Raw genomic sequence first — 25668 nt, 5'->3', positions numbered from 1 at the left:
TTAGGCTAGGCTCCCGAACTTCGGGATGGAGTATTTCAAGGCAGTTTCTGACTTGGTATATTCCGATCCGATTCGGGAGTCTTTAGCTCTACCTGCAAGGGTTTACTAATATCCAGATGGATATCACGCTGCGGATAGGGAACCCCGATTTCCAAGTCTGTCAGCCTCTTCTCGATCATGATTCTCAGATCACTACCTACGACTAAGCCATTGGTTTTATCGTTCATCTCGATCCAGTAATACATCCGGAAATCCAATGAGTTATCTCCGAAATTCTCGAAGATAGCAAAGGGCGCCGGATCCTTGAGGATCAGTCCGTGCCGCTCCGCCGTTTCGATCATAAGATCGATCACAGTATTGGGCGGGGTACCGTAGGCCACGCCAAGCGTCAGCTCCTTGCGCAGGAATCGTGAACTCAAAGTCCAGTTCACCACCGTATTTTCAAGGAATAGCGAATTGGGAATCAGGTTCTCGATCCCATCGAATCCGCGCACAATCGAGGAACGGGTATTGATCTCGGAAACGACACCGAGCGTGCCTCCCACATCCACGATATCTCCCACGCGCACCTTCCGCTCAAACAGCAGGATAATTCCGCTGATGAAATTCTTGATGATCGTCTGCGTGCCGAAACCAACACCAATCGCCAACGCACCTGCAAGGAACGCGAAGATCGTCAACGGGATGCTAAGCCAACTCAGCGTAGCCAGCGCAAGAAGCAGCCCCACCACAAAGGAAACCCAGTTCCGCAACGTGCGGGCCTGGTTTTCGCCTATCAGGTGACGCTCCACCATCGCGTTCTGCACCCGGATCAGCAGCCGGATCGCCACAAAGTAGGCAATTACAAAAAGAACAACCGCGAGAAACGCCGTCCCCAAAGACACATACCGCGTCTCCGTCAGTTCCGCTTTTCCCTCTTTCCTGACCACCTCATAGCTACTGATCGGGACATTCCAGACGCGTTTCACGTAGTCGGTGCTCCGGTTTACCGTATTTAGAAGTGGCTGATACCAGGGGATCTTCGTTTCTCCCTGAAATCCATTCACCCAGCGGGAAAGCACATGCCGCTGGCTGGTCACACTCGCGTAGGCACGCTCAATCAGGTCCCGGTTCTCTTGCAGCATTTCAAGCTGCCTGTTGAGGAGTGTCAATTTAGGATCATCCTTCGGCAGCACGGTAATGCTCCCCTCCAACCGCGCAAGATTCGCCTCAACCGCGTCCAGCTCGTTTTTGGCAACGATCTCCCACGCTTCCAGCCTTTCGTTAAGTGTTAAAAGTGACTTGGTCGCCGCCTGACGTTCGGCCGCCTCGTCCGATTTCAGGGCAGTCCGGCGGAGCATATAGGCCTCCGGAACGAAAGACTCCAACAGGACATAGGATTCCAGTGATTCCGCAATTTTCTGCAAGGTCTCTACTTCTGTAACAGCAGTCTCATACTCGAGCTTTGCCATCTCCAGAGCCTCAAGATCTCCCAGCGCACTAGTCTGCTCTAGCGCTTTCCTGGTTTTTTCCCTCCGCGCAGATGCCGCTACCATCTCCCCACGGGCTTCCTTGAGATGTTTTTGAAGATCTGCCTGCCTGTCCTCCGAGGCTTGTTTGACCTGCTGCAGATCCTTCTCACTGAAAAGGGTGTATTTCCGCGCCATCTCTATTTTTCGATCCAGCAGCTTCAGCTGCTCTTTGCTGGCTGCCAGCAAATCTTCGGATGCGGAGATATTTCCCTTCAGCGAGCTCGCCCGCACAAACAAAGCGCGCTGGGCCAGGCGAGCGGTCTCAAGTTTCCATCTGGCGGCCTTGTCTTCGGATTCCAGCTTCGCAAATGCGGCTTCGGCCGATTGCGTTTCTTTTTCCGCATTTTTCGCCGCGGCAAGGAGTGTATCCAGGGAAGTGCGGAAAATATTCAGTGACGACTTCTGGGTGGTCAGCTTCTCGGCGAGTGCCTCCCGCCGGTCCACCAACCCATCAAGCATCAGGATCGAATACGGCCGGGACTCCTCGAAGCTCCTCCATTTTTCCCCGGCCTCCTTGGCAGTGGTGAGCTCATCCTCTGCTGTTTTCAGCATCTCGATGATGCTCAGATGCCTGGTGATCGCCAAATGTGCGTCTTCAAGCAGCCTTCTCCGCCGATCTACATCATCTGAAGAAATCCCGTCCATATCGGCAGGATCAGACTTCTCGAGAAGCGCCTGGGAGGTCTCGATTTCCTTCTGCCAACCTAGAAGCTCAACTTTGAGCTGCTCCGGGGTGCTTTGCTTCGCCGCATCTTCATCAATCCCTGTATTCAGGAACTTCTCAAGCTGGGCGGGAGCACTCGCCAGCCCCAGGCCAAACCAAAGAAGGAAAAACGGAACGAAGAACGAAGACTTCTTAAATTTCACCACGCGCATCTTTTTCTAACTGTATTCGATCATCCAGATTACGGGCTTTCACCCGGTGGTTCCGCTTGTGCCAGCGCTCTACGGCCATTTGCCGCTTTTTCGCACGTTTACGCAGAGCTGCGATTTCTGTTTCCAGGTTAAGATAGGATTCATAGCGCGCCGGATCCAGCACACCCTCCTCCACCGCCTTCCGTATCGCGCACCCCGCATCATTCGTGTGGCTGCAATCTGAGAATTTACATTGGCTTGAAAGCTGTTCCACATCCTCGAAGCTCCCCCGCAGGGTATCCTCATCGGTCCACATCTGGATCTCCCGCATCCCGGGGTTATCAATGAGCATTCCACCACTTTCCAGAGGCACCAGCTCCCGGCAGGTCGTCGTATGGCGTCCTTTACCGGTGGTTTCGTTCACCTCGCTCGTCCACTGCCACTCATCCCCGTATAGCTGGTTCACCAAAGTCGATTTCCCGACCCCGCTGGATCCCACGATGCACATCGTAAGCCCCGGCTTCAGATGGCTCTTGATCGCCTTCAGGCCCTCTCCTTTCAGGGCGGAAGTGATGTGAACCTTCGCATCGGGAGAAAGAGCGGAAATCTCCGCCGCCGCCTCCTTGAGCTCCTCTTTAGAAAATAAATCCGACTTATTCAGCAGGACCACCGCCTTCGCCCCACTACGGTGGATCAGCGCGAAATACCGCTCCATCCGCCGCACATTGAAGTCAGAACCGGCATCTGTCACAACAGTTACCACATCGATGTTCGCGCCGATGACCTGCGCCTGACTGCTGTTTCCCGGCATTTTCCTGGAGAATACCGTGCGACGCGGAAGCTGCGCCCGAATCACATGAGGCTCGCCCTCTTTTCCCATATGTATCGCCACCCAATCGCCCACTGCAGGTAAATCGGAATCCAATACCGCAGCATTCCACAGCCGCCCGCAGAGAATTGTATCGATCTCTTCCCCATCCTCCAACAAAGCCGAGAAATTGATCGAAGTCTCGCGAATCAGACGAGCGGGAACGAGGCCTTTCTCGCTCAAATTTGAGAAGGCGGTTTCTAATTCCTGGTTCCAGCCGAGTTCTTGAAGGGTCATTCGTGGTGGCACCCTAAGGGCTTTCCGTGAAATTTCGAGGAAATCCGCAATCGTGAAACAAGATGATTACACACATAAAAGAGGCGGAGCATTTCTGCTCCGCCTCCGGTTTGATTTTGATCGGACTTCGGTTTGAAAGTTTTTCCTTGGTTGAAGCGGAATCGGCAGACGCTTAGGGTTTCTGCCGATGCCGCACCAGTATGGGAATCAATTTCAGTGCTGGTCCGGATCGATCATCTACAGTCGGAACTGCCAGAGACCTTCTGATTCACGGTCGCGCCATTGTGGACGGCGTGAAATAGGATCTTGTAGCGTTCTTACTGTCTTGCGACCACCTGCGAATACGAACGAATCGCAATCGATTACAATCACATCAAGGCCCATGTAGTATGTGTCGTGAAGCGTTGTGACAGACTCCTCTCCGAAAACTCCGGCAAGGTGATCCTTTAGTAGTTGTGCTTCTTTACTTCCGAGGAAGAGAAATGCAGGAGTTTCACCATTGGCGCTTTTTGAGCGGATCAATTCGGAAACAGCCCTTACATCCCAGACATCTGACATAGTCAGATCCGGCGTCACTGTTGCCACATCGGGCAACGGTGCGTGTATGTGTTTGCTTTTAATGTTCATAGCGGGTGTGAGTCATACGTTAATTTCGAATACTCATGATCTCTTAAGCATCTGCCATGCCAGCGAAATCAAGTCCTATCCGATGAGTATGTGCCGAATTAATACTGGAAGCCCCCCGACCCTCTTTCGCGAACCTAACAGAAATTCAGCAGGCGGATTGCTTCCAGAAACCCGGCGGAGTAAAAATCGCATAAATATACGCGAAGCCTAGTACGTAACGGTGACAAACCCGCCATAACTCCAGGTCCACCTATGCCAGCATTTGTCTCCTATTTTACTTCGTGGAATTCTTCCAGATTCCCACGTCCTCACGCTTCGCCTTGCTCTCGATGGAATGGAGCTTGCGGAGATACCTTTCAGGGCTCGTGCGCTCCGGCCAATCCGCTCCCAAGCCGTAGGCCCGCGCCAAGCCGGCCTCCACCAAGGCTTCATCCAGGCGCTCCCCGTCTTCATTGACAATCACCGCAAAGTAACGGGCCTGCTTTGACTGCCCGCCGGCCTTGAATTTCTGAGTGTAAACGGTGAAAGGTTTCCTCAAAAACTTCTTCACGAAACTCTTCGCCTCCAGGCCCCATTTCAAAAGCTCATCCACCTCCACCCCGAATTCGTCCGCCTGCTCTTGGAGCCTATCCGGATATCGGCTATCCGTTTCAGCGCAATCCACGCCGTAAAGCCGGAAAATGTAGGTGTAACCCGTTGGGGATTTCACATAAAATGAATCTCCGTCGTAGTATTTTTCATCCACGAAAGTGCACTTCTCATAGGTGAGCCATTCTTTGGAAAAACCCTGCCCGGCAGAAAAAAGCAGCCCGAGGACCGTGATAAGAAGCCATTTCATGCCTGCACACTAGTCACACCTCTCTTCTTCCGGCAATCACAGCCACCCCTTGCGGCGGAAAGCGAGTAGCAAGGTCGTCGCAATCGTGGCCATAATACCCAGCAGGATGAAATATCCGTTCCTGCTGCCCAGCTCGGGGATATTCTGGAAATTCATACCGTAAATTCCCGCAAGAAAGCCCAGCGGCACAAAAACCACCGTCACGATCGTGAGCACCTTCATGATCTGGTTCAGCCGGTGCGAGGAGAGCGAGAGGTATCCATCGATCAGATCCGTAGCCAACTCATAGTAGAGCAATGTCAGGCTACTTGCCCGCTCCTGCTGCTCGTAAACATCCGTCAGCTCATGCTTCCGCTCCTTCTGAAAGCCCTTGAACTTCGCCCCCCGCAGATCGCGCAGCATCTTTTCATGATAGAGGAAAATCCTCCGGAGGCGTTTCAACTTTGCCTTGTAGCCCGTCACAACGGCCAGATCCTCATCATCCACCTCATCCAGCAAGCCCACCTCCAGCGCCTCGAGTTTCACCTCCAGTTGCAGCAAAATCTCCATGTATCTATCGATATACATACGCATCAACCGACTAGCCAGGGCATCCGTCCCTTTCCCGAACCGGAACGGCTTTGCCTGCTCGGCCTTCCAGAGAGCGCCAACCGCCTTGCACTCCTGCGAAGATCTCGTGACCAGAAATCTATCACCCACGAAGAGAATACTCTGATAGGTCGAAAACTTCGTATCAGTCGTCGCATCCGTCAGTGTCTTGAAAATCAAAAACGTATGATCCTCGAACTCTTCCAGCTTCGGAGGATGCCTGTCCCGCGTCGCATCCTCTATGGCCAGCGAATGAATTCGGAAATTCGCTTTCAGGAGCTTTTTGGCCCCATCGGACATCTCCCCGCTGATGTGCAGCCAGATTTTCAGGTCCGGACTTGCCGCCCACTGCGCGATCAGCTCCTCGCCCCCGGCGGTAACCTGCTTGGTGGCAGGATCATATAGTAAGCAGCCCGTCATATTCATGGATAACAGTGAGGCCGGCTGTGCCATTGGCAATCAAAGATTCCTCAGAGGGAAGCACGTCCCCCGGCAAAGGAACGAATCGAGTCGTGCACGAACCTCATTTTCCCAATCGCTTTATCGCTCAGCACAAACGGATAGAGATCGCCACTACCCATGCTGCGTCCCAATTCATTGATGCGGAAGCTGGTGGAAAGCCATAGCTTGATCATTTCATCGAACTCCAGCGATTCCGTGGACTCGTTTTGCCGGCTCAGGCCCACTGCCTCACAGGTCTCCACAACATCCCGCATATGCAGGAAATGAGCGAACGTCTCAGCCCAGTCTTCCCACGGATGCGCTGCGGCATAATGAGTGACATAATCGTTTTTCCAGGAGGTATCCGGCCCCTTCGCATAATGATCGCTCAACGCTTTCTGATAATCCACCCGCTCGTCTCCGAAGAGATTCCGGAATTCATCAAACCGTCCCTGATCCTCGATCATTCGCTCCCAATAATAGTGGCCGATCTCATGGCGGAAGTGGCCGAGAAGCGTCCGGTATTGCTCCCCCATCTGCTGTCTGCGTTTTTCACGCGTGGCATCGTCCGCTTCTGCCAGGGTGATTGTAATCAGCCCGTCCTGATGACCCGTCAGAATATTTTCTGTGTTATCCACCAGGAAACGGAAAGCCAGCCCCTTCACCTGATCCTCGGATTTTGAGAGAGGGTAAATCCCCAGATAGGCCAGAGAGAACAGCAACCGCCGCTTGGCCTTCTCCATCTTTCCCCACAAAACGCGATTCCCTTCATAGGAAACATTCGGGATGACCTCCGTGAACTTGCAGGATTTGCAGTAGCTCGATGCGCTATCCACCCTGACCAGCTGGTTGCAGATCCCGTAGTCGATCGAGTTTTTACAAAGCCGGTATTTGATCCCGTCACCTGCCGTCAACACCCCCTCACTGCCCGCCTTTACGGACTTCACCTGATAGGTGGACGGCACAATTCCCACCGTCGATCCGCAACCCAGGCATCGGGTGTTCTCGAAATAGACGGGTGAATTGCAGTTATCGCAGTGGAATGTTCGCATAAAGAGTGTGACGTAGCTGTGACTTAACACCGCTATTGCCGGATTCCATTTCTATCCAATGAAATTTGATACCTTTCGTTCGGAAAGGCCCGCATGGATGAGTAGAACCCCGTGCACTCTATTCGAAAATCAAGTGGCAGACTCCCCGCGTGCCATCACGACTTTTCCTGTTCTCACAGTCTCGATAATCTCGTATTGCGAAAACATCGTCACCGCCGCCTCGATCTTCGGGCTATTTCCGGTGATCATAACCACCATGGAATGCGGGGTAAGATCCACGGTTTTCCCCGCGAAGTGCTCGGTGATCTGGAGCGCGCCGGAGCGTTCTTCTTTTTTGCACAGAATTTTGATCAGGATCATCTCCTTCGTCACGGAATTCGTCATCGTGTGCTCTGAGCAATGGATCACATCGATCAGCTTGCTGACCTGCATGATGATCTGCTCCAGCCCAGCCGGATCTCCGCTAATACCGATGGTCATACGGGAGAAACGTGGATCGCGCCCTTGGGAGACAACCAGCGAATCAATGTTGAAAGCTCTCCTGGAGAAAACCTGACAAATGCGCATAAGGACACCCGGGTCATTGTTGACCAGGATCGAAAGCGTATGAACCGAACCGGATTGGACGGGCGCAACAGGTGTATCTGTAGTGGTGATGTTCATGGTAAATTTTCCAATTTTAAAAATTCAAACCTCCCCGGATCAGGTGGAACCGATAGGTTTTTCCATACGGGTTTTCGGTGCCTCGATGATCATTTCCTCGAGGGCAGCTCCCGCTGGAATCATCGGGAATACATTATCCGTTTTGATGCACTCCGCATGAATCAGGATCGGACCGTCATTGTAATCGAGCGCCTTCTGAAGCTGCTTCGTAACATCCGCAGGTCGCTTGATATAAACGGAAGGAATACCGTAGGCCGTTGCAAGCTTGCAGAAATCCGGATTTCCCACGAGATCCACGCCCGAGGTGCGGTCCTCATAGAAGAGTTCCTGCCATTGGCGCACCATGCCCAGGTAATGGTTGTTCAAAACGACGATTTTTACCGGCAGTTTGTGAATCGCCGCAGTGGAAAGCTCGAAAAGTGTCATCTGGAAGCCACCGTCACCCGAAATCGAGATCACAGTCTTATCCGGGCAGGCAAACTGCGCGCCAATCGCCGCCGGAAAGCCGAAGCCCATCGTCCCCGCGCCGCCGGAGGAAAGCCACTGGTAGGAAGCGTGGTTTTTGTAGAACTGTGCCGCCCACATCTGGTGCTGGCCCACGTCCGTGGCCACGATCGCCTCTCCGTTTGTCAGCTTGTAGAGCTCATCGATCACTTGCTGCATGCGCAAGCCACCCTGTTTCTTGTAGCCCAGCGGAAATTTCTTTTTGTATCCGTCAAGTTTCTCCGTCCAGCCATCTGTTTCCAGACGTTTGATATCCTTGTTCAGCTCGGTAAGAACCGCCTTCGCATCGCCCACGATCTGTAGGTCGGGCTGGATCATTTTGCCCATTTCCGCAGGATCGATATCAATGTGGATGATTTTCGCCTCCTGGCAGAATTTCGAAGGCTGTCCAATAATACGGTCATCAAAGCGCGAGCCGATATTGATCAGAAGATCGCACTCGACCATCGCCTTGTTCGCGTAGGCCGTGCCGTGCATACCCAGCATTCCCAGCGCAAGCGCGTGGTTCTCAGGGAAAACACCTTTTCCCAGAAGAGTTGAAGTCACCGGACAATTCAATGTCTCCGCGAGATACATTAGCTCCTTGTCCGCCCGGGCGATCATACAACCCTGACCCGCAAGAATCACCGGACGCTTCGCATTTGCAATCAGCTTTGCAGCCTCGCCAACCGCATCCAAATCAATATCGAAGGCACTCTCGGGATGGTATCCAGGAAGATCGAACTCCGGATTCAAATCTCCATTGAACGGGCCTTGGGAAATATCTTTCGGCACATCAATCAGAACAGGACCCGGACGGCCTGTAGTGGCAATATGATACGCCTCACGAGTGATCCTCGGCAGCGCATCAGTCTCCTTCACCAGATAGTTGTGTTTTACCACAGGGATCGTGATTCCGAAAATGTCAGCCTCCTGGAAAGCATCTTTCCCCAGCATCCACGTAACAGTCTGGCCGGTGATGATGATCATCGGCACGGAGTCCATCATCGCAGTCATCAGACCAGTTACCGTATTGCCGGCACCGGGGCCGGAAGTCACAAGAACCGCAGCAGGCTTGCCGGTTGCACGCGCATAGCCATCCGCCATGTGCACAGCGCCTTGCTCGTGTCTGACGAGGATGAACTTCATCTTCGTCTTCACTGTTTCCAATGCATCGAAGATCGGAATTGCCGCTCCTCCGGAGTAACCGAAAATATATTCGATCCCGAGATCATCGAGTGTTTTGATGAGCGCTTGTGCGCCGTCGAGCTGTTGATTACTCATAAAGATTAGGGAATAGACGCGGAAAATGCCCGAAATGCCCAAAAAATCAAATCAAAATTAGACTTTTACCGATAACTTCTAAAAAACCACCTCTTCAGCTACACGAAAGTTGTCAATTTAAGCCCAAATCACACTTTCCCAACTAGCCACCTCTTCGAATCCTAGCCATCCAGAAAACAAGAGCCAAGAAAGCAGTCATACCCCTCGGGGCCGATAGCTTCGCACTCGATCCGGCGCTGCGAAAAAAATCAACGTTTCGGGAAATACTGATCCCGCAAAATGGAATCATCTCCCGGGAAAGACATTGCCCACCTTGCGGGAAACGGAAATTGAAAGCATCTCAGGACGGCCCACACGGAATGCCGTCATTTTCTGCCACAGCATCTGCGCGTCCTTAACATCATGAATTTCACTCCAAGGAATGAGGATGGGAGGATGGCCAATCCGAAAAGCCGGAAAAACAGCCATATATAATCCTTCTGCGGCTACCGTTATCGTGAGGATCCCATTATAATTCCCGAACATTCCCAGCCTTGCACCCTGCATTCGAAAAGTCTGCCCCTCCGGCCGTCGGATACAACGGAACCGCTTACCCAGGCGCCCCCACCCAAATAGAGTAGACACCAGCAGGCTGACAAATCCCCACACCGCGGTGAAACCAAGAGGAATCAGCACAAGAAGCGCAGCTGTTCCCGCACCACTGATCTCACCGAGGCAATTCATTCCCTGAAAATATCCCTGTATCTCCACCATTTACCAGCCAAACGGGGTGAAAATTTCCTCCACTTTGTTATTGCAAGTCAGTCTCAACTAGCCGAACAATTCCAATGATGACACCCGAACTCGCAGCAAACCGCCCGGCGGCACGCTCCGTGACTCTCAAAGAGGCACGGGTAAATTGCGATGTCCGCATCAGCAGTATTCAAGGCCCTGCCTGCGATCGCCTCCGTGATCTCGGCTTCTGCGAGCAAATGCAACTGCGCAAACTCTCCAATGGCCGCAACCTCCTCTGCACCGTGTGCGGAGCGAAAATGGCCATCAGCCGTGAGCTTGCCGAGCAAGTCATCGTCGATCTTCTCAACTAAGGGACTTTTATCCCCCCAAAAACCGTCCCTTTTCAAGACGTGTCAGATACCACCTACTCCATCGCCCTCGTAGGAAATCCCAATTCGGGAAAATCCACTCTCTTTAACGCCCTCACGGGGAAAAACCAGCGGGTCGGCAACTACGCAGGGGTCACCGTCGATGTAAAATCCGGCGAAACCTATACCCCACACGGAACGCGTCTCAATGTTCTCGACCTACCGGGCTGCTACTCCTTCCGCGCGAACTCTCCCGATGAAAAAGTAGCGCTGGACGCTCTTTCGGGAAATCTCCCGGGCACTCCCAAGCCCGATCTCGTCGTGTGCGTCGTGGATGCGTCCAACTTGGAGCGCCACCTCCAGCTCGTCCTTCAGGTGATCGATCTGGGTCTCCCTGCCGTCGTCGCTCTGAACATGGTCGATGTCGCTGAGAAAAGCGGCCTCCGCCTGGAGCCTTCAAAACTTTCCGAGGAGCTCGGCATCCCCGTAGTCCCGATGCAGGCGAACGCCACCAAAGGCGTCATCGAGCTGAAACAAGCGCTGCGCCTACCTTTCCCACCTGCCACGAAGCCCCACTGGGCTTCCGATGAGGAAGGACGCCGCGAATTCATCGCACGCACCTGTGAAGTCGCAGCCCGCCGGCCGGACAGCCACCAGAGCAATCTTTCCGATAAACTCGATAGCTTTTTCCTCCACCCCGTCTTCGGCTGGGTAGCGTTTCTCGCCATTATGTTCGCCGTATTTTGGGCCATCTTCTCCTTCGCGGGGATCCCAATGGGCTGGATCGAGGAAGGAATCGGAGCCGCAGGTGGCTGGGTGGAATCACTCATGCCCGAGGGCGACCTCCGCTCACTCATCGTGGAAGGCGTCATCGGAGGGGCAGGTGGCGTGCTCGTGTTCCTTCCGCAAATTATCCTTCTTTTCCTCTTCATCGGGCTGTTGGAAAGCTCCGGATACATGGCGCGCGCCGCGTTCCTGATGGATGGTGTCATGGCAAAAGCCGGCCTCAGCGGGAAATCTTTCCTCCCTTACTTCAGCTCCTATGCCTGCGCCATCCCCGGCGTGATGGCCACCCGCACCATCGATTCCGCCAAGGAACGCCTCGTCACCATGTTCGTGGCACCCTGGGCCAGCTGCTCCGCACGTCTTCCAGTTTATTTCCTCATCATCCCCTTGCTGCTGCACGAGAGCGAGGGCACTTGGAAGCAGGCTCTCATCCTGTTCGCCATCTACGCACTCGGCACGCTCACCGCCTTCGTCGTAGCGCGCCTTCTGCGCGGCAGACTCGGTCCTGAGGAAATCACCACCCATTTCATGCTGGAGCTGCCGCCATACCGCCGCCCGCAATGGTCCTACATTCTCCGCCATGTCTTCGACCGCGCATGGTCCTTCGTCCGCAAGGCAGGAACCATCATTCTCGGCCTCTCGATCCTTCTATGGGCCCTCGCCACCTACCCGAAAACCGATTCTGAAGAGCCGGGCGAAGCCCTCGCGCATTCCGCCATGGGCCGCATTGGTGATTTCATCGAACCCGTCGTAAAGCCTCTCGGCTTCGATGGCCGTGTGGGCACCGCCATCCTCACCTCCTTTGCCGCCCGAGAGGTATTTGTATCCTCCACTGCCATTCTCTTCAGCGTTGAGGAGACAGATGACGAAGAGGAAACCCGCGAGCTACTCCGCGACCGGATCTCCGCCGCGACCTGGCCGGACGGCAGCCCTCTCTTTACCCCGCTCACTCTCATTTCCCTGCTGGTTTTCTTCATCTACGCACTCCAGTGCCTTCCGACTACTGCGGTCGTCGCCAAGGAGTCAGGTTCCTGGAAATGGGCAATCGGTCAATTTGCCTTCATGACAGGCTTTGCATACGGCGCCTCATTGATCATCTACCAAGTAGGAAATCTGTTAGGTTTCTAACTTGCAAGTCCCGTGGAAATTCACTTTAACGCCTAAAACACTCATGGAATGGCAAACAACAACCGCACTCACCATCGTAGCTATCACGCTATGCTCGCTTCTCTACAGCTCTGTGAAGTCCGGTAAGAAATCAGGATGCGGCAGTGACTGCGGCTGCGATCTCCCGAAAAAGCGCTAATCCTCTCTCTCAAATTCGAGTAACGGTTCAGCGATGCAATGGTTTTTGACCGTCGAAGGCATTTCCGGTGGCTCATCCTATGACCACATCGACGCTGGAGTGGGAAAAAAAGCGATGAAGGAAGCGGAAAAATATGCAGATGTGTCGGAGATTGCGGAACTATTCAAAGGGCTGGCGAACAAGCCTGTGAAATAACTCCATTTCTGCAACCCTTGGGAACCTTCGCGTTAGGAATCCGAAAGCCATTTTAGCCAGAAACCCGCTTGCAAAATCCCCGCACCGGATACTTGTTCATTCGTGCACCATTCCCAGCATCGGAAAATCATCCATATCGATATGGACTGCTTCTATGCTGCCATCGAGGAGCGCGATGATCCCAGCCTACGCGGCAAACCGGTAGGTGTGGGTGGCAGCAGCCGCCGCGGCGTCCTCACCACCGCGAATTACGAAGCGCGTAAATTCGGCTGCCACTCCGCCATGCCGGTATTCATGGCATTGGAGAAATGCCCGGACATCATTATCGTTCCCACACGCTTCGACGTTTATAAGAGGGATAGCCAACACATCCGCGAAATTTTCTCCCGTTTTACCGATCTCATCGAGCCACTCTCTCTCGATGAAGCATTCCTCGATGTCAGCCACAACCCGGAGCCAGGAACCATCATCGCCTCCCGTATCCGCCAACTCATCCGCGAAGAGACCGGACTCACCGCCTCCGCTGGAATTTCCCCCAACAAACTCATCTCCAAAATCGCCAGCGATTGGAAAAAACCCGATGGCCAATTCACCGTGGCACCTGCAAGAACCGCTGATTTCATGCACGATCTGCCACTGAAAAAGATACCCGGAGTCGGCGGAAAAATGTCCGAAAAAATCTCCTCACTCGGGGTCGAAACCTGTGGGCAATACCGCCGGATCGATAAATTCGAGTGGGTCCGCAGACTCGGCGGATACGGAGCGGATCTGTGGGAGCGCTGCTGGGGCCGCGATGAACGCCCCGTCACACCGGATAGCCCCCGGAAATCACTCAGCATAGAAAACACTTTTCCTGAAAATCTCCACACCATCGAAGTCCTGCAGCGTGAGATGAAACTCATGCTCGACGAACTGGAGGAAAAACTCACAACCCGCGCCCAGGACCGCCAAATCCGCTCATTGGTCGTAAAACTCAAATTTTCCGATTTCCGCCGCACCACCGCCGAGCGCGCCAACCCGACCGTAGACCGCGATATATTCACCGAACTACTCCGCGAGGCAAATACGCGCTCGGAAGAGAAACCAGCCCGCCTGCTCGGAGTTGGCGTAAGGTTCCACGATCTATCGGACACCGAGCAGATGGAGCTTTTCTAACAGTTTTCCTATTTTTGAAACGGCCGCCCCACACCTGTCATCTTCCTCACTCGAATCCATTTGCCAAAACGGCTTCATACGCGAAGGTGCTGCCATGAGTCGGAAAGCATTGTTGTATGGCGCAAGCGGGTTCGTCGGTAGCGGATTGGCGAAAATGCTTACCGGAAAAGGCTACGAAGTCATCGGAGTTAGCAGGAAAGGCCACGGCAATGTGAAGGGAATCCTCTCATGGGTTACCCCTGAGCAAGCGGACATGGCCGGAAAAGACATAATCGTAAACCTGGCCGGATCCCCAATCGACCAACGCTGGACGGAGGAGAAGAAGAAAGAATTCTACACCAGCAGGGTCGACGTCACGGATGAGATCGTCGCTAAAATCGCAGCCCTTCCTGAAGGCCAACGACCACGCCTACTACTAAACTCTTCCGCCGTGGGCTACTATGGAGGCCGTGGCGACGAGCTCATCACTGAGGGATCAACTCCCGGAACAGGCTTTCTCGCGGACCTTTGCGTAAAATGGGAAGAGGCCGCAAGAAAAGCAGAACCACTCGGCGTTCGTGTCGTCACCGTCCGCACAGGCGTGGTTCTGGGCAAGGGCGGAGCTGCCTATGAAAAGCTCGTTACCGTTTTCAAGATGGGCATCGGCGGCAGGCTGGGCGATGGAGAGCAGTGGATGCCCTGGATACATATCAAGGATCTCCGCCGTGCCATGATCTTCGCAATTGAAACTGATGCGGTCACCGGCCCCATCAATGGCACCGCTCCAAACCCGGAGCGGAATATCGATCTTTCCCAAAAACTCGCGGATGCGGTCAACCGTTGGGTGTTCCTTCCTGTTCCCGGATTCGCTCTGAAAATTGCTCTCGGTGAGTTCGCTGAGTTTCTCCTCCAAGGGCAAAAAGCTATTCCTTCGAAGATTCAGGACCACGGTTTTGAGTTCAAATTTGCGAAGCTCGAGGACGCTTTGCATAATTTAACCGCTTCCGAATGATTTTTCTCTTTGCAATATAGCCCAAGTGTTATAACCGTCTCGTCCGCCTAAATTGGTGGTCGTAGCTCAGTTGGTAGAGCCCCAGATTGTGATTCTGGTTGTCGCGGGTTCGAGCCCCGTCGATCACCCCACCTTTTTCTTCGTTTACGGCCCGGTGGCTGTGATCGAAGAAAGGGGTGCATCCCATTAGATTTTGAATGCAACCGCTGGAAAGTAGGATCCAATATAAATTCCGAAACTCGTTCCTTCTGGCAGAGGCGCTCACTCACCCGAGCCTCGCTTACGAATCCCAGCGCCCCCACTTCGACAATCAACGCCTTGAGTTTCTTGGCGATGCGGTGCTCCAACTCGTTGTAACTGAGGCACTTTTCAAGCTCTTCCCGGATCAACCGGAGGGCAATCTTACGAAACTCCGCTCCCGTGTGGTTTCCCGCAGAGCGCTCGCCCGCTTCGCCATGATGATCCACCTCGGTGATTACGTGCTACTAGGAAAGGGCGAGGAAGCCACCGGCGGACGCCGCAGGCTCTCCACTCTGGCGGATGCCTTTGAGGCTCTGATCGGCGCGGTTTACCTCGATTCCGGCCAGGAAGCGGCCCGCGACTTCATCCTTCGTCTTTTCGAATCCGAAATTGAAGGCATGGTTTCCAGCCCGGACGAACGGAACCCGAAAGGCGAACTCCAGGAATTTCTGCAAGCCATCCATCCGGAAGCTCCCGTTTACAATATCATCAATGAAAACGGACCGGACCACCGCCGCGTTTTCCAAGCGGAAGTAAGCTGGCGCGGCATCCTACTCGCGGCCGGAAAAGGCAAAAGCAAGAAAGAGGCGGAAGCACGCGCTGCTGCCGAGGCTCTCCGCGCAAAAGCGTGGGAAGCAGAGGGCGTAAAAGCCAAGATTTCCTAGCGTCCCGTATTCCCTCGCTGCAGCGGCTTGTGTGACTTTCTGCTTGCGACAAGCCCCCGCCTGCGTTTCCTTAACCCCGCTGTCAGGAACCGTGGAGATTTGGCAAGCGAACCCCGCCAGGCCTTGATCGGAGCAACGGTAGTTTGTCCATCTTTGCTGCGGTTTCCTGGCGGCTCTTTTTATTTCTGGGATTCCCACTGAAAGGGACGTTGTGGAAGTCCGCCGGAACGCTACGTTTTCCGCTATGAGACTCAGCCCGCACAACAAGCGCTTTTTCTATGAGGAGATGGCCAAGCTTTTGGAAGCGGGTTTCGATATACGCAAGGCCGCCGACGTGCTGGATACTACCCGCCTCCCTGGCTCGCAGCGCATTCTCTTGAACAACCTCCGAAAAGGACTGGAGGGAGGCGAAACTATCGCCGAATCCTTTGGCCGCAACACCCAGGCGATTTCAGAACTGGAGAGAAACATCATCACTGCCGGAGAACGCGGCGGAAAGTTGGGGCGTTCCTTCCAGCATCTTGCCGACTATTTCGCGATGGTGGCCTCCGCCAGAAGCGAGATGATCAAAGGGATGATCTATCCTGTGATCATTCTCCACATGGGAGTTTTCGTCGGCACGGTGCCTCTTGCAATGATGCAGGGCGTAAAGTCCAAAGCGGAAATCGCCCAGAGCTTCGTGTTCACCCTCCTGCTCATTTATGTGATCTGTTTTGTTCTGTTTCTTCTGGGGAAAATGATCTGGGACGCCGCCCCGAAGAGCCCGCAGCTGGACTCGCTGATCAACCGCATCCCATGGATCGGAAAAGCCAGGCGTAACATGGCGATGTCCCGATTCTGCAAAGTATATCACTCTTGCCTGCTGGCTGGGATTTCCATGAGGGAAACCGTGCGGGTATCGTCCCGAGCCGCTCAGAGCGGATTAGTGCGCAATGCCGGGGTAAAATTGGAGGCAGTGGCCAAGGAGGGAAACCCATTGGGCCCGCAATTCATGCGAGAGGGCGCTTTCCCGCCGGAATTTTCCAGATCCTACGCAACCGGCGAGGAAGCAGGGACACTCGACCGCGATATGGCCAACTGGTCCGCCCGCTTCCAGGAACAGGCGGAATCCACTATGAAACAGGCATCGGTGATGGTCCCGAAGATCCTCTATTTCCTGATGCTGATCTTCATAGCATGGAAGATCATCGGCTTTTTCACCGGCTACTACTCGGCGCTGGACGGGCTGCTGGAGTAAATCACGCCTTGGTCGACCGAGCCTTTTTTCTACGGAGAAAATAGTAGATTAGAAACACCGACAGTGAAACCAGAAGCGTGGTTACCATGATGATGGTGCTCCAAGGAATCGGAAGCGGCATGATAAAGGTGGTTTCAACAGGCCCTAGAAACGCAGTAGCAAGCGGGGTTTCCCACGTCAGGGTGCGGCCACCTTCCGAGACCGTATGAGCATTGTGCGAGGTCGCGGCAAGTGGCAGATGGATAATGGTGGTAATCGTGTGACCGGCGAGCTGGCTCCGGGGCATGAATATAGCGCCCGGAACGGCCTTCGATAGCTCCACGCTTCGCTTGAAATTCACATTCAGCTTCTCGAACTCCACGTGAGTCTTCCCCATAAAGCTGGCACTCCCAGAGGGAAGTTTCTTCGCGGCCGGAGATTCGCTCAGTTTCCGGAGCTCCATGACGTTATCAAAAGTGACGATGACATCGAACTCGAGACCATCTGCGGTTTGCTCGGATTTTACAATGTAGGAGCTGAACTGAGGGGATTCGGAAAGATAATCACCGATCATTTTTTTCACTCCAGCTTCTCCGCCATTCAGCCTCGTGGCCACGGCGGGAAGGGTGATGGTAATTCTGGCGGCACCGGATGCGTCGGCATTGATCCACACCTCCTCCCTGCTATCAAAACAGGAGCTCAGCAAAAGCGCCGCGACCAGAACAAGTAGCCAGCTTACGATGGACCTTCTCATGCAATCTGATCGCTGGAACGCATGAGGATATCGCCAATTTCCACATGCGCCGGTGCGGTAAGAATCGTCAGGATCGAGTGCGCCACATCCTCCGGCTTCAGCATGTTCATGTTCTCACGCGTCTTGGAAAGCGCCTCTTCACGCCCACGGAAATAATTTTCAAGCAGCGGAGTATCTACGAACCCGGGCGAGACGCAGGCAACCTGGATCGGAGACTGAATCGCCTTCAGCTCGGATCGTAGTGAGTCGGTAATCGCGCGGACGGCAAACTTGGTAGGTGCATAGAATCCACCGGATGGCGGCACACGGTGGCCCGACATAGAGGAAACATTCACAATGCGGCCTCCGCCCTGCGGAAAATGCTTGAGCGAATACTGGCAGCAAAGTGTCAGCGCGAGCACGTTCACCCGCCACATTTCCTCCCAGTCCGCGGGATTTCCATCGACGATACGGGAGAGATACGCGGTGCCAGCGCAGTTGATCAGACCATCGATCTTCCCGAGATTCTTGAAAATAGCGGAAATCTCCTCACGCGAGGTAAGGTTCGCCTCGATCGGAGAAATATCCGGGTGAAGGGCATTCGGGCGGCGGGTGACGCCGAAAACGTTCGCGCCGTGTGCGAGAAGCTGTGCGCCTGTTGCAGCGCCGATGCCGCTGGACGCGCCGGTGACGAGAAAGTTTTTTCCTTTCAGGGAAATCATGGTTCGGGTGTGGAATTCTTAAAAAGTGAGTGCAGGTCCGGTATGTCTGCAACGGTATGAGCCGGCTGCGCAGCGATGACAGTGTTTTTATGGAACACGAATGCACCGGGCATTTGCAAGCCATCGCCAGCCAGATGGCCTACTCCGCAACCCTTGAACACAGAGATGGCAGCCCGCCACATCACGTGTGGGCCGAAGAGTTCCAACAACCCGCCCTTTCCGAGGCCGAAGGCACGGTATAGCTCGCAGCGGGGATCGGCGATCCGTGGGATATTGGAATGACTCCCAAGATAATTGATCTCCTGCCCGGACTGGAGCATGTGGACGAGAACCAGCTGGGCATTGTTTTCCTTCGCCTGAACTTCCAGATCCTGCAGTCCACGAAGAATCTGGCGGGTGAATGTACAACCGAAGTGCCGCAGGAAAACCAGAACAAGCGGACGATCTTCCGATGCACCCGACAGAGTTTCACCAGTGGATAGCCGATACGTCTGCGCCGCCTCCGCCATGGAATATGGCTCGCTGCGTGAAACAGGAATTCCCGCGTGGGCACGGATAATTGTCCACAAAATCAACGTGAACGGAACGATCCAGATCAGGTCGTTGATGATGAGAAAGTAGAAAGCGGTATGCGGAAGCTCCCCACCAAGAATGCCGGAAATAACCACCACCGAGCCGAGTATAAATTTCAGAACCCCGAAGGTAATGACCAGCCAGTGACGGAGCGGATCCTTCGCCGCGAGCAGAAAGGCCAAGCCGAATCCACCTACAATCACTCCCAGCAGGCGCCAGAGCATGGGATGAATCGGCCGCGTGATACCCAGAAGATCGAAAACCTGAAACGGGCAACACACCACCCAGACAGAAAATAGCAGATGAACGATCCCGGCGAAGAGCAAGGTGAGCTGCATCCAGCGCGTCACCCGGCAATTCCCTCCTTCGCAGCTATTTGTCATTGCTCAGAGTATGGAGTTTCCGCCTGTTCGCAACGGGAGTTTTTACTCCGGAACTTTTCGCGGTTGATAGAGGAGGAATGCGCGGTCATTTTTCCAGCATATGTGGATTTCAAAATACGAGTTCGAAGACATTCTCTACGAAACAAGCGAAGACGGTGCGATCGCAAAGGTAACCATCAACCGCCCGGAGGTCCGCAACGCATTCCGCCCGAAGACGGTGATGGAATTGCTGCGCGCCTTCGATATGGCCCACGACGACCCGCAGGTGGGGGCGATCATCCTGACCGGAGCCGGAGATCTGGCGTTCTGCTCGGGCGGTGATCAAAAAGTGCGCGGTCAGGCCGGCTACATCGGCGAGGACGGCGTCCCGCGTCTAAATGTGCTCGATTTGCAGAAAAAGATCCGCTCCCTGCCTAAGCCGGTGGTGGCCATGGTTGCCGGATATGCGATCGGCGGAGGACACGTTTTGCACATCGTCTGTGATCTGACCATCGCGGCTGACAACGCCCGTTTCGGCCAAACCGGCCCGAAGGTCGGAAGCTTCGATGGCGGTCTGGGTTCCAGCTACCTGGCAAGGATCGTGGGACAGAAAAAGGCCCGGGAAATCTGGTATCTCTGCCGCCAATACGATGCGCAACAGGCGCTGGACATGGGCCTGGTCAATACCGTGGTCCCACTTGCGGATCTCGAGAAGGAAACCGTCCAATGGTGCCGCGAAATGCTGGATCATTCCCCTCTCGCTTTACGCTGTCTCAAGGCGGCTCTGAACGCCGACTGTGATGGACAGATGGGGCTTCTTGATCTGGCAGGAAACGCCACCCTTCTCTACTACATGAGCGAGGAAGGAAGAGAGGGCAAAGAAGCGTTCCTCGAAAAGAGAAAGCCTGATTTCTCAAAATTCCCGCGCGTGCCTTAGTCTCGCACCGGGACTATTTTCTCCATAGAAACTCACCTTCTCCGCCCTTCCCTGCCCATCCGCCGTCTCTGACGAGGATTTGGCTGCGGACGGTGACGGTCTCGGCGCGGCCTTTGATCTTTTTACCTTCGAAGGCGGAGTAGTCCGTAGCCATCGAGTGGGTCGTTACGGAAATTTCTCCTGAGAACTCCGGGTCCCAAATAACCAGATCGGCGTCGCCGCCGATCTCGATCGCGCCTTTTTTCGGGTAGAGATTAAAAATTTTCGCAGCGTTGGTGCTGGCTGCACGGACCAAGGTCTGGAGGTCGATTTTCCCGCTCAAGACTCCATCGTTGTAGAGGATCTTGATCCGCTCCTCGACGCTGGGGATACCATTGGGGATGAGTGTGAAATTTCCGGGCTGACCGGTAAGCTGCATCGCTGCATCCAACGCGTTTGCCGGGTCTCCCATACGCTTTTGTGTCTCGAAATCGAAGGGGGCATGATCTGTGGCGATGGTGTCGATGGTGCCATCGGCTATTTTTTCCCAGAGAAATTCGCCATGCTCCGGGGAGCGGAGCGGTGGGGACATGACATACTTCGCTCCTTCGAAATCCGGTAACTCCGCGTGGGAGCTGTTCAGCGTAAGGTACGGGGCCACTGTTTCGATGTGGGCTTTCACCCCGCGGGCGCGCGCTGCGGATATTGCCTCAACGGCTGGGACACAGCTGGTGTGGACCACGTAAACCTCCGCGCCGGTGGCCTCGGCGAAGGTCATCAGGTGGTGGCAACCATCGGCTTCAACGGAGATAGGGCGGGAGGGTTCGTGCCATTCCGGACCGGTTTTCCCTTCGGAAACGAGACGTTGTTGATTTTCGTAAATTAGATCGGCGTTCTCGCAGTGGGCGGTGACTATGAGATTATTTTCGGCGGCGAAGGAGAGGGTTTTATAAAGTTCCGTATCTTCGATCCCCAGGGCGCCTTTGTAGGCCAGGAATACTTTCAGCGAGGTAATACCTTCTTCGGCAACGATGGATTTGAGCGATTCGGTGGTGGTTTCATCGAATCGGGTGACTCCCATGTGGAAGGTGTAGTCACACGAGGAGATGTTCACGGCTTTGCTTTTCCATAGGCGAATGGCTTCGAGCGGATCTTCATCGCGCCCGGGGCAGCACATTTCTATAAGCGTTGTCGTGCCTCCCATGAGCGCTGCCTTGCTGCCGGTGGCGTAGTCGTCCTTGGAGACCGTGCCCATAAACGGGAGATAGATGTGGACGTGTGGATCTATGAAGCCGGGGAAAACGTATTTGCCGGTGGCGTCGATTATCTCAGCCGAGGAATCGGAGAGGTTCTGTCCAATTTCCACGATGACACCACCACGACAGAGAATATCGGCAAAAAACCTGCGCTCTGCTGTGATGATTTCTCCGTTTTTGATCAAAAGGCTCATGCGCGGATATTGAGGGGAAAAATTGAGGAGTTCAAATTTCAACTCTATGGAACACTGCAAATTACCGTTTATTGGCGGTGGATTCGGTGTTTAGTTTCCACATGCCCTCATTTCCTGATCCGAAACGAACCGTCGCCGAGCTGAAGGAGCTCCGGGCACTGACGGGAACCGAGGATGGGGCGCAGCGTGTGGCTTTCACAAAAACGTGGCAAGAGGCGCGGGCTTGGCTGAAGGAAAAAATGGCGGAATTGCCAGCGGAGGAGCACGCCGATGCGGCTGGAAATTTATGGTTCACGCTGAAGGGGGAATCAGAGAAGGCGCTGATCATCGGCGGGCACATGGATTCTGTGCCGAATGGCGGCTGGCTGGATGGCAGCCTGAATGTGATGTGTGGCGTGGAAATTTTGCGAAGAATCCATGAGGAATTCGGCGGAAATCCACCAGTGACCGTGCGCTTGGTTGATTGGGCGGATGAAGAGGGAGCACGTTTCGGGAAAAGCTTGTTCGGCTCCGCGGCATTTTCCGGAAATCTCGATATGGAGGAGGCCCGCGTGTTGAAAGATAGGGACGGAGTTCCCCTGCCGGATGCTCTTGGGGAATGCGGGATTGATTTTGAAAATGTGAAACAAGCCAGGGTGGAGCAGAAAAATGCAGCCGCTTATCTGGAGCTACATATCGAGCAAGGACCGGTGCTGCTGGATCTTGATCTACCACTCGCCGTAGTTCAGGGAACCTACGGTGTGGAGCGGCACGAGATCATCTTTCACGGGCAGGCGGCGCACTCGGGAAGCACGCCGATGAACCGCCGAAAGGACGCGCTCTTGCCAGCGGCGCGGATGGCTGCGGAAATATATAAAATCACGGGGCGCCACGGTGGCGTGTGCACGATTGGCTCATGCAAGACCGAACCAGGGATTGTGACGAGTGTGGTGGAAGGATGCCGCATCACGCTGGATCAACGCCACCTGGATCCGGTAGCGCTCGCTTCAATGCTGGATGACGCGAAGGTCGCCAGCGAGCGGTTCGCCAGCGAGGCAAACGTGACGGTGCGCTGGGAAAAAATCCTGGGTATTGCTCCACAACCATTTCATGCGAAACTGATGGATTTCTGCACGGAGGCGATCCTTCAGGTGAGCGGCGAGGCTCCCCACCTGCCTTCTGGTCCGCTGCACGATGCGGCAGAGGTTTCGGCAGCAGGCATCCCGACGGTAATGATGTTTGTGCAGAGCCTGCACGGTATCAGTCACAACAAAATCGAGGATACCCGAGAGGAGCACATCGAGCTCTCCGTGCTGGCGATGGACCACTTGGCCCGGCGGACGATGGAATGGATCCAGGAAAACGAAAAACCGTAGAAATCCCCCTTAGCGCGAAAGTGCGTTGGATTGTTTTACGAAATCATCGCCGTCCCATTCCGCATCACCTTTGATCATATCCGCTTGCTCCTTGGCGGCTCTCTCCTTCGCCTTCCGCTCCGCCTGCATTTTCACGAGATCCGCGTGGGAGGTAAAGTATGGCAAACTGGCACCTTTGAAATCCGCGATCGTCTCGAAGCCTTTGCCCTCCATGAACTCCAGCAATTCTTCGCAAAGAGTGGAAGCCAGGCCGTAGCCGAATTTCATGACACCGGTGCAGACCTGGACGGTATCGCTACCGAGAAGAATGTATTCAGCGGCATCCGCGCCGGTCTCCACCCCACCCAAACCTGATAAACTACGGCCGGGGAAATCCTTCTTGATAAGCTGCGCGATCTCCATCGCCATGCGGAGCGCAATCGGCTTGATCGCCTTGGAGGAATATCCACCGACGGTGGTGTAACCTTCAACAGTTGGCTCCGGACGAAGGGTTTCGAGATTCACGCCCATCACGCTGCGGATCGTATTGATCGCGGAAATCCCGTGGCAGCCTCCTCGCAGAGCGGCTGCGCTGGGTTCCTCGATATGGGTGACATTCGGAGTCATTTTCGCCCAAACAGGGAGCTTCGATACGCCCATGACCCAGCCGCAAACCTCTTCGAGAATATCAGGATCCTGCCCCATGGCAGATCCCATTTTCCGCTCAGGAAGTCCATGCGGGCAGGAAAAATTTAGCTCGAAGGCGTCTACTCCGGCATCCTGGCAGCGCTCGATAATCTCGCACCAGGCATCCTTATTATATTCCTCCATGACAGAGGCGATGAGGATTCCATCCGGGTATGCATCCTTGGCGGCCTTGAACTCATCCAGCCAGATCTCGAATTTCCGATCGCTGATCAGTTCAATATTTTCCCAGCCGATGACTTCCTTTCCATCATTCGCCTTCAGCTTCGCGTAGCGTGGGCTCACATTGATCACCTTTGAGGAATCAAGACTGACGGTTTTCGCAACCACTCCACCCCATCCTTCCTTGAAAGCGCGCTTGATCACTTTCACGTTTGTCCCCGGAGGGCCGGAGGCGATCACGAAGGGATTGGCGAAGTTCAGTCCGTCGACGGTGGTTGCAAGTGTGCTCATGGGAAATCGGAAAGCGAAGGGGCGGAGAGGATCAGCCTAGCGCGAGTTGAAGGTCAAACCTTGATTTGAAACGTAGCAAGCTTGAAAAACGGCGGTTAGGAGATGAGATTGGCCGCCGCATGAAGCTGAAATTTCTCCTCGTTACCATTTTCGCCCTCTGGGGAAACTTTGCCGCCACAGCCCATCAGGTCGATTCCGTGGAACTGGAATTTCTCCAACCGGAGGGCGAGTGGAAACTGGAGGGCCTGCTGGACATCGCCTACATGTTGCCGGAAATCCGCGGAGTAGAGGGCTCTCTGCCACTTTTCAGAAAAGATGTGATGGAAGCTCCGCCCGCAGAACACGAGCGAATCCGGAAAAACGCGGAGTCCATCATGCGCAATCTTCTCGAACTGAAGTTCAATGGGAAAACGCTGCCATGGGAGATCCGCTTCCCCGATTTTGAATCAAAGCCGCTGGTCTTGCCTCCGGAAGAAGGCGGCTGGGCGTTGATGAAAGTGGAAATCATCACCAGACAGCAACCTGAAGCAGGAAAACTCGAAGCATTCTGGCACGATGATCTGCAATCAGAGCTCATAATCATCATCGAGGAGGGAGAAAACCTCGGGCTACTAAGTGTCTCAACCGGCATGTCGGACACGATTCTGGAAAAAGAAGCGGATCCGGACGATGGCAGCAAGGCGGCCTCCACCACTCCCGACCGCTCCGCACTTGCGGAAAGCTGGATCATTTCGGGCTACCGCCACGTCATCCCTCTGGGCCTAGATCACCTGCTGTTCATAATCGGGCTTTTCCTCCTGGCGCCCCGCTGGAAACCGCTCATGGGACAGTCGCTGCTTTTCACCTTCGCCCACTCTATCACGCTGGCTCTGGCTATTTTCGGAGTTATTTCCCTACCGTCGAAACTGATCGAAATTTTGATCGCAGCCAGTATCGCTTGGATCGGCATTGAGAATCTTCTGGTCAGGGAGCTCAAGCCGAAGCGCCTGATCATCGTTTTCGCCTTCGGTCTTCTCCACGGGATGGGCTTCGCAAGTGTTCTCGGTGATAAGCTGGACGGAATCTCCGGAGCACAAATCGCCCTGCCACTGGTAGGATTCAATGTAGGGGTGGAACTCGCCCAGATCACGGTTCTGATCTGTTCATTCCTGGTCTTGTGGCCGCTGCGGCGCTGGACGAAAAAAGTGCAGATCGTCGGCTCGGTCTTTGTCGCGCTGGCCGGACTTTTTTGGATGTTCGAGCGAATTTTCTCCTAAGCACTACAATTTTTAAAAAAACTCCTTAAAGAATCAAGGATGGGGAATTGACAGCCCCCCTCACTACATGGCTTATTCTTG

General features: G+C 54.4%; 25 protein-coding genes, 1 tRNA gene and 1 other RNA gene. 13 read left to right on the top strand and 14 right to left on the bottom strand.

Annotated features, from left to right (window positions below; genetic code table 11):
• Window positions 1-35: 35 nt before the first annotated feature.
• The 9 genes from AAGA79_RS00715 to AAGA79_RS00675 all read right to left on the bottom strand — a co-directional run bounded on the left by AAGA79_RS00715 (window position 36) and on the right by AAGA79_RS00675 (window position 10170).
• Window positions 36-2378: a mechanosensitive ion channel domain-containing protein gene (locus AAGA79_RS00715; RefSeq protein ID WP_411826863.1), complete on the bottom strand. Its 2343-nt coding sequence runs from the start codon at window positions 2376-2378 to the stop codon at window positions 36-38.
• Complete coding sequence (rsgA, locus tag AAGA79_RS00710) at window positions 2368-3471, bottom strand: ribosome small subunit-dependent GTPase A (protein ID WP_411826862.1); 1104 nt, start codon at window positions 3469-3471, stop codon at window positions 2368-2370. Before rsgA ends, AAGA79_RS00715 begins: the two co-directional genes overlap by 11 nt.
• 237 nt (window positions 3472-3708) lie before the next feature.
• Entirely contained in the window at window positions 3709-4098 is a 390-nt protein-coding gene (locus tag AAGA79_RS00705) for a hypothetical protein (RefSeq protein WP_411826861.1), read from the bottom strand.
• A 274-nt stretch (window positions 4099-4372) separates the two neighbouring features.
• Window positions 4373-4936, bottom strand: a complete 564-nt coding sequence (locus tag AAGA79_RS00700) for a thermonuclease family protein (RefSeq protein ID WP_411826860.1) — start codon at window positions 4934-4936, stop codon at window positions 4373-4375.
• Between the two features lie 36 nt (window positions 4937-4972).
• Window positions 4973-5944, bottom strand: coding sequence for a magnesium/cobalt transporter CorA (corA, locus tag AAGA79_RS00695; RefSeq protein ID WP_411826859.1), 972 nt, complete (start codon window positions 5942-5944; stop codon window positions 4973-4975).
• 50 nt (window positions 5945-5994) lie between these two features.
• Window positions 5995-7017, bottom strand: coding sequence for a putative zinc-binding metallopeptidase (locus AAGA79_RS00690; protein WP_411826858.1), 1023 nt, complete (start codon window positions 7015-7017; stop codon window positions 5995-5997).
• 129 nt (window positions 7018-7146) lie between these two features.
• Window positions 7147-7680 (bottom strand): acetolactate synthase small subunit, encoded by a 534-nt coding sequence (gene ilvN, locus AAGA79_RS00685; protein ID WP_411826857.1) that lies wholly within the window; start codon window positions 7678-7680, stop codon window positions 7147-7149.
• Window positions 7681-7719: 39 nt separating this feature from the next.
• A complete protein-coding gene (gene ilvB / locus AAGA79_RS00680) occupies window positions 7720-9447 on the bottom strand; it encodes a biosynthetic-type acetolactate synthase large subunit (protein WP_411826856.1) in 1728 nt (575 codons plus the stop codon).
• 285 nt (window positions 9448-9732) lie between these two features.
• Entirely contained in the window at window positions 9733-10170 is a 438-nt protein-coding gene (locus AAGA79_RS00675) for a hypothetical protein (RefSeq protein ID WP_411826855.1), read from the bottom strand.
• 104 nt (window positions 10171-10274) lie between these two features.
• On the opposite strand from AAGA79_RS00675, the gene AAGA79_RS00670 reads away from it, so the two are divergent.
• The 10 genes from AAGA79_RS00670 (at window position 10275) to AAGA79_RS00625 (ending at window position 17104) form a co-directional block, all read left to right on the top strand.
• Entirely contained in the window at window positions 10275-10532 is a 258-nt protein-coding gene (locus AAGA79_RS00670; protein WP_411826854.1) for a FeoA family protein, read from the top strand.
• A 39-nt stretch (window positions 10533-10571) separates the two neighbouring features.
• Window positions 10572-12443, top strand: a complete 1872-nt coding sequence (gene feoB / locus AAGA79_RS00665; RefSeq protein ID WP_411826853.1) for a ferrous iron transporter B — start codon at window positions 10572-10574, stop codon at window positions 12441-12443.
• Between the two features lie 43 nt (window positions 12444-12486).
• Window positions 12487-12621: a FeoB-associated Cys-rich membrane protein gene (locus tag AAGA79_RS00660; protein ID WP_411826852.1), complete on the top strand. Its 135-nt coding sequence runs from the start codon at window positions 12487-12489 to the stop codon at window positions 12619-12621.
• A 33-nt stretch (window positions 12622-12654) separates the two neighbouring features.
• The gene (locus tag AAGA79_RS00655; RefSeq protein WP_411826851.1) at window positions 12655-12816 is read left to right on the top strand and encodes a hypothetical protein; all 162 of its coding nucleotides are present in this window, start codon (window positions 12655-12657) and stop codon (window positions 12814-12816) included.
• Window positions 12817-12918: 102 nt separating this feature from the next.
• On the top strand, window positions 12919-13971 hold the full coding sequence (dinB, locus tag AAGA79_RS00650) for a DNA polymerase IV (protein WP_411826850.1): 1053 nt from the start codon (window positions 12919-12921) through the stop codon (window positions 13969-13971).
• Window positions 13972-14065: 94 nt separating this feature from the next.
• Window positions 14066-14962, top strand: a complete 897-nt coding sequence (locus AAGA79_RS00645) for a TIGR01777 family oxidoreductase (RefSeq protein WP_411826849.1) — start codon at window positions 14066-14068, stop codon at window positions 14960-14962.
• Between the two features lie 55 nt (window positions 14963-15017).
• Window positions 15018-15093 (top strand) — tRNA-His (locus tag AAGA79_RS00640).
• A gap of 66 nt (window positions 15094-15159) precedes the next feature.
• Complete coding sequence (gene rnc / locus AAGA79_RS00635; RefSeq protein ID WP_411826848.1) at window positions 15160-15867, top strand: ribonuclease III; 708 nt, start codon at window positions 15160-15162, stop codon at window positions 15865-15867.
• An 80-nt stretch (window positions 15868-15947) separates the two neighbouring features.
• An RNA gene (gene ffs / locus AAGA79_RS00630) (signal recognition particle sRNA small type) lies at window positions 15948-16042 on the top strand.
• Between the two features lie 69 nt (window positions 16043-16111).
• Complete coding sequence (locus tag AAGA79_RS00625) at window positions 16112-17104, top strand: type II secretion system F family protein (RefSeq protein WP_411826847.1); 993 nt, start codon at window positions 16112-16114, stop codon at window positions 17102-17104.
• A 1-nt stretch (window position 17105) separates the two neighbouring features.
• Here the strand turns inward: AAGA79_RS00625 and AAGA79_RS00620 are convergent, their stop codons facing one another.
• The 3 genes from AAGA79_RS00620 to AAGA79_RS00610 are packed head-to-tail and all read right to left on the bottom strand — an operon-like array spanning window position 17106 to window position 19494.
• Window positions 17106-17837: a hypothetical protein gene (locus tag AAGA79_RS00620; RefSeq protein WP_411826846.1), complete on the bottom strand. Its 732-nt coding sequence runs from the start codon at window positions 17835-17837 to the stop codon at window positions 17106-17108.
• On the bottom strand, window positions 17834-18538 hold the full coding sequence (locus AAGA79_RS00615; RefSeq protein ID WP_411826845.1) for an SDR family oxidoreductase: 705 nt from the start codon (window positions 18536-18538) through the stop codon (window positions 17834-17836). The genes AAGA79_RS00620 and AAGA79_RS00615 overlap by 4 nt, the downstream gene beginning before the upstream one ends.
• Complete coding sequence (locus AAGA79_RS00610) at window positions 18535-19494, bottom strand: AhpC/TSA family protein (RefSeq protein WP_411826844.1); 960 nt, start codon at window positions 19492-19494, stop codon at window positions 18535-18537. The genes AAGA79_RS00615 and AAGA79_RS00610 overlap by 4 nt, the downstream gene beginning before the upstream one ends.
• Window positions 19495-19594: 100 nt before the next feature.
• On the opposite strand from AAGA79_RS00610, the gene menB reads away from it, so the two are divergent.
• On the top strand, window positions 19595-20410 hold the full coding sequence (gene menB / locus AAGA79_RS00605) for a 1,4-dihydroxy-2-naphthoyl-CoA synthase (RefSeq protein ID WP_411826843.1): 816 nt from the start codon (window positions 19595-19597) through the stop codon (window positions 20408-20410).
• A gap of 13 nt (window positions 20411-20423) precedes the next feature.
• On the opposite strand, the gene hydA is transcribed toward menB, so the two are convergent.
• Window positions 20424-21839 carry a dihydropyrimidinase gene (hydA, locus tag AAGA79_RS00600; protein ID WP_411826842.1) on the bottom strand — a complete coding sequence of 472 codons (1416 nt, stop codon included), beginning with the start codon at window positions 21837-21839 and terminating at the stop codon, window positions 20424-20426.
• A 101-nt stretch (window positions 21840-21940) separates the two neighbouring features.
• Between hydA and AAGA79_RS00595 the strand changes: the two genes are divergently transcribed.
• Complete coding sequence (locus tag AAGA79_RS00595) at window positions 21941-23194, top strand: hydantoinase/carbamoylase family amidase (protein ID WP_411826841.1); 1254 nt, start codon at window positions 21941-21943, stop codon at window positions 23192-23194.
• Window positions 23195-23203: 9 nt separating this feature from the next.
• Here AAGA79_RS00595 and preA read toward each other — a convergent pair whose 3' ends face one another.
• On the bottom strand, window positions 23204-24331 hold the full coding sequence (preA, locus tag AAGA79_RS00590; protein WP_411826840.1) for an NAD-dependent dihydropyrimidine dehydrogenase subunit PreA: 1128 nt from the start codon (window positions 24329-24331) through the stop codon (window positions 23204-23206).
• Between the two features lie 119 nt (window positions 24332-24450).
• On the opposite strand from preA, the gene AAGA79_RS00585 reads away from it, so the two are divergent.
• Complete coding sequence (locus AAGA79_RS00585; RefSeq protein WP_411826839.1) at window positions 24451-25587, top strand: HupE/UreJ family protein; 1137 nt, start codon at window positions 24451-24453, stop codon at window positions 25585-25587.
• The last annotated feature ends 81 nt before the right edge of the window (window positions 25588-25668 follow it).

The organism is Luteolibacter sp. AS25 (assembly GCF_046736275.1).
Taxonomy (GTDB): Bacteria; Verrucomicrobiota; Verrucomicrobiia; order Verrucomicrobiales; family Akkermansiaceae; genus Luteolibacter.
This window is presented reverse-complemented; position numbering and strand designations above follow the sequence as displayed.

What these genes read in the sequence shown, in the direction of transcription:
- ilvB (WP_411826856.1), bottom strand. Translation starts at nt 9,447, where the DNA reads ATGAGTAATCAACAGCTCGACGGCGCACAAGCGCTCATCAAAACACTC.
- AAGA79_RS00625 (WP_411826847.1), top strand. Translation starts at nt 16,112, where the DNA reads ATGAGACTCAGCCCGCACAACAAGCGCTTTTTCTATGAGGAGATGGCC.
- AAGA79_RS00690 (WP_411826858.1), bottom strand. Translation starts at nt 7,017, where the DNA reads ATGCGAACATTCCACTGCGATAACTGCAATTCACCCGTCTATTTCGAG.
- rsgA (WP_411826862.1), bottom strand. Translation starts at nt 3,471, where the DNA reads ATGACCCTTCAAGAACTCGGCTGGAACCAGGAATTAGAAACCGCCTTC.
- preA (WP_411826840.1), bottom strand. Translation starts at nt 24,331, where the DNA reads ATGAGCACACTTGCAACCACCGTCGACGGACTGAACTTCGCCAATCCC.
- AAGA79_RS00620 (WP_411826846.1), bottom strand. Translation starts at nt 17,837, where the DNA reads ATGAGAAGGTCCATCGTAAGCTGGCTACTTGTTCTGGTCGCGGCGCTT.
- AAGA79_RS00615 (WP_411826845.1), bottom strand. Translation starts at nt 18,538, where the DNA reads ATGATTTCCCTGAAAGGAAAAAACTTTCTCGTCACCGGCGCGTCCAGC.
- AAGA79_RS00670 (WP_411826854.1), top strand. Translation starts at nt 10,275, where the DNA reads ATGATGACACCCGAACTCGCAGCAAACCGCCCGGCGGCACGCTCCGTG.
- AAGA79_RS00655 (WP_411826851.1), top strand. Translation starts at nt 12,655, where the DNA reads ATGCAATGGTTTTTGACCGTCGAAGGCATTTCCGGTGGCTCATCCTAT.
- AAGA79_RS00700 (WP_411826860.1), bottom strand. Translation starts at nt 4,936, where the DNA reads ATGAAATGGCTTCTTATCACGGTCCTCGGGCTGCTTTTTTCTGCCGGG.
- rnc (WP_411826848.1), top strand. Translation starts at nt 15,160, where the DNA reads ATGCAACCGCTGGAAAGTAGGATCCAATATAAATTCCGAAACTCGTTC.
- AAGA79_RS00595 (WP_411826841.1), top strand. Translation starts at nt 21,941, where the DNA reads ATGCCCTCATTTCCTGATCCGAAACGAACCGTCGCCGAGCTGAAGGAG.
- AAGA79_RS00675 (WP_411826855.1), bottom strand. Translation starts at nt 10,170, where the DNA reads ATGAATTGCCTCGGTGAGATCAGTGGTGCGGGAACAGCTGCGCTTCTT.
- hydA (WP_411826842.1), bottom strand. Translation starts at nt 21,839, where the DNA reads ATGAGCCTTTTGATCAAAAACGGAGAAATCATCACAGCAGAGCGCAGG.
- menB (WP_411826843.1), top strand. Translation starts at nt 19,595, where the DNA reads ATGTGGATTTCAAAATACGAGTTCGAAGACATTCTCTACGAAACAAGC.
- AAGA79_RS00705 (WP_411826861.1), bottom strand. Translation starts at nt 4,098, where the DNA reads ATGAACATTAAAAGCAAACACATACACGCACCGTTGCCCGATGTGGCA.
- ilvN (WP_411826857.1), bottom strand. Translation starts at nt 7,680, where the DNA reads ATGAACATCACCACTACAGATACACCTGTTGCGCCCGTCCAATCCGGT.
- corA (WP_411826859.1), bottom strand. Translation starts at nt 5,944, where the DNA reads ATGACGGGCTGCTTACTATATGATCCTGCCACCAAGCAGGTTACCGCC.
- AAGA79_RS00645 (WP_411826849.1), top strand. Translation starts at nt 14,066, where the DNA reads ATGAGTCGGAAAGCATTGTTGTATGGCGCAAGCGGGTTCGTCGGTAGC.
- AAGA79_RS00660 (WP_411826852.1), top strand. Translation starts at nt 12,487, where the DNA reads ATGGAATGGCAAACAACAACCGCACTCACCATCGTAGCTATCACGCTA.
- AAGA79_RS00610 (WP_411826844.1), bottom strand. Translation starts at nt 19,494, where the DNA reads ATGACAAATAGCTGCGAAGGAGGGAATTGCCGGGTGACGCGCTGGATG.
- AAGA79_RS00585 (WP_411826839.1), top strand. Translation starts at nt 24,451, where the DNA reads ATGAAGCTGAAATTTCTCCTCGTTACCATTTTCGCCCTCTGGGGAAAC.